General features: G+C 73.5%; 3 protein-coding genes and 1 tRNA gene. All 4 read right to left on the bottom strand.

Going from position 1 to position 2,859, the window contains the following annotated elements:
* The coding region (locus AE652_RS38950; protein ID WP_159028695.1) for an MFS transporter at positions 1–468 on the bottom strand (468 nt) is incomplete at its 3' end.
* A 45-nt stretch (positions 469–513) separates the two neighbouring features.
* Positions 514–1,341, bottom strand: coding sequence for a MerR family transcriptional regulator (locus AE652_RS38945; RefSeq protein WP_049660223.1), 828 nt, complete (start codon positions 1,339–1,341; stop codon positions 514–516).
* A gap of 188 nt (positions 1,342–1,529) precedes the next feature.
* A tRNA-Ser gene (locus AE652_RS38940) sits at positions 1,530–1,617 on the bottom strand.
* A gap of 63 nt (positions 1,618–1,680) precedes the next feature.
* Positions 1,681–2,859: S1C family serine protease (locus tag AE652_RS38935; protein ID WP_049660221.1), on the bottom strand; the 1,179-nt coding region annotated here is incomplete at its 5' end.

Genomic DNA, 2,859 nt, shown 5'->3' with positions numbered 1-2,859 from the left:
GCCCTGCCCGCCGGCCTGCCGCAGGGCGAGCGCCCGGGGCAGCCGGTCGGCGGGCACCAGCCTGCGCGGCATCGAACCGCTCGCCGGGAGGTGGAAGGCGTCGACCGTCCCGATCACGGCCGCCGCCGCGACCAGGAGCCAGAGCGGTGTGCCCCGCTCGGCCGCGACCAGCGCCAGCGCGGCGGTCGCGGCCAGCATCACCGTGTCCCCGACGAGCATCACCCGACGGGCGCCGAACCGGTCCGCGACCGCGCCGCCCAGCAGGACCAGCGCGGTGCGCGGCACCGTGACCGCCGTCAGGACCAGCCCGGCCGCGCCGCCGCCGTGCGCGGAGGCGGCCCAGCCGAGGGCGAAATACAGCGCGGCGTCGCCCAGCAGTCCGGCCTGGACCCCGGCCAGCCAGAGCAGGTACGTCCGGGGCAGCGCGGCCCGCGAACCGACGGCGGCGGTGGCAGCGGCAGTGGTCATGCCGGGTGACGCTAGGACCCTCGACCGGGTCGAGGGCAAGCCCGGCTACCCGCGGACCACCGGCTCCTGGAGCTCGGTGACCCACCCGGCCGGGTCCTCCGGGCACTCCAGGTACAGCTCCCGGGCGTAGCCGGCCGAGCGGTAGCCGTTCTCCTCGATGAAGCGGGCCAGCTCCTGGCCCGCGCCCAGGACCTCGTCCATCGGGCCTCGGTGCACGATCGTCGCCGCCTCCCCGATCGGCGGCAGGTCGACCACCTCGAAGTCGTGCGCGCCCGCCCGCACCGACGGGCCGACCGGGACGGCGGCCCCGACCAGCACCGAGCCGTTGCCCTCCGGGGCGTCCTGGTAGTGGGCGACGGACGGGCCGGCCGCCTCGATCCCGGCCCCGGCCAGCCGCCGGCACAGCTCGGCGAACAGCGGCCCGATCACCGGCCCGATGTCCTCCGGCTCGTAACTCGCGGCCACACCGGTCAGTTGGGCCACCCGGACGGACGGCACCGGCTTCACCACGACATCCCGCACGGACATGGTCCCCTCGCTCTCGATCGTCCGGAGCCTCGCCTCCACCCGGGCCAGCCGCAGCTCGTCGGCCGCGATCGCCGCGGCGAGCTGGGCCCGCCGCAGCCGCAGCATCCCGCGCAGCTCGGCCGCGTCCACCCGCTCGTCCAGGACGGACCGCACCTGCTGCAGGGTGAACCCGAGCTCCTTGAGCGCGATCACCCGGTTGAGCCGGGCCAGTTGGGACGCCTCGTAGAAGCGGTAGCCGCTGACCGGGTCCACCCGGGCGGGCCGCAGCAGCCCGATCGCGTCGTAGTGGCGCAGCATCCGCACCGACACCCGGCCGTGGCTGGCGAAGTCTCCGATGTTCAACATGGTGCGACCACTCCCCCCCCTGCCACCGTGTCAGGGTCAACCCCCGCCCCGCCCGTGGCCGTTCCACGGCAGTTCCCCACCTGGCCCACACCTGGCCCACAGCCGGCGCCCGCACCCGCCCGGGAAACACCGAGGGCGGGTGCCGAGTGGTCTCGGCACCCGCCCTGAGCAGGTGGTTCTCCTACCGGCGGAGAGCGTGGGATTCGAACCCACGGTACGGGGTCACCGCACGACAGTTTTCAAGACTGTTCCCTTAGGCCGCTCGGGCAGCTCTCCAGGCGGAGGTCAGCCTAACGGGTCCGGCGGGGTTCGGTGCACACGTTTCGGTGCGGGCGGGGGTTACGGCTGGTCGCCCTCGCGCTGGCCGAGAGTGACCTTGGTGTTGAGGGTCTGGCCGTTGCGGGTGTACTCGACGTCGACGGTCTCGCCGGGCTTGTGCGTCCAGATCCGGCTGACCAGGGCGGGGCCGTTGTCGATCGGGACGCCGCCGAGCTTGGTGATGACGTCGCCCGGCTTGAGGCCGGCCTTGTCGGCCGCGCCGCCGGGGGTGACGGCGGGCTGGCCCTGGATGTCCTTGGTCTGGATCTGCGCGCCGTCGCCCTTGTAGTCGTCGTTGCGCAGCACGTCGAGCTTGGCGTAGACCGGCTTGCCGGTCTTGATCAGGGTGTCCGCGACCCACTTGGCCTGGTTGATCGGGATGGCGAAGCCCAGGCCGATGCTGCCGGCCCGGCCGTTGGCGGAGGCGTTGGACTGGATCGCCGAGTTGATGCCGATCACCGCGCCGCCGGAGTCGAGCAGCGGGCCGCCGGAGTTGCCGGGGTTGATGGAGGCGTCGGTCTGCAGGGCGTTCATGTACGAGGCCTGCGAGCCGGTGTCGTCGCCGGAGGCCACCGGGCGGTCCTTGGCGCTGATGATGCCGCTGGTGACGGTGGACTCCAGGCCGTACGGCGCACCGATCGCGACGGTGGCGTCGCCGACGTTGACCTTGTCGGAGTCGGCCAGCGGCAGCGGGGCCAGCTTGCTCTTGGGCGGGTTGTCGATCTTGACCACGGCGACGTCGTAGCCCTCGGCGTGGCCGAGCACCGAGGCGCTGTAGGAGCTGCCGTCGGCGAACTTGACGGTCAGTTTGCCGCCGCTGAGGGTCGGCGCGACGACGTGGTTGTTGGTGAGGATGTGGCCCTCGGTGTCGAAGACGAAGCCGGTGCCGGTGCCCGACTCGCCGTTGCCCTGCGCCTTGATGGTGACGACGCTGGGCAGCGCCTTCTGCGCGATGGCGGCGATCGAGCCGGGGACGGGCTCGTTCTTCTGGGTGTCGCTGGCCTGGACGGTGGTGCTGCGGTGGTCGTTCGCGGAGCTCCTGCGGTCGGAACTGTCGGAGACGGACACGCCGAGCGCGCCGCCGGCCACACCGGCGACCAGCGCGACGGCCGCGATCAGGGCGACCAGGCCGCCGCGCTTCTTGCGCGGGCCGCCGGGGCCGCCGGGGTACTCCGCCGGGTAGCCGAGCGGGCCGGCCGG

The sequence above is a fragment of the Kitasatospora sp. MY 5-36 genome (assembly GCF_001182915.1).
GTDB lineage: Bacteria > Actinomycetota > Actinomycetes > Streptomycetales > Streptomycetaceae > Kitasatospora.
Note: the sequence above shows the minus strand (reverse complement) of the source record. Positions and strands in the feature narration are given on the sequence as shown.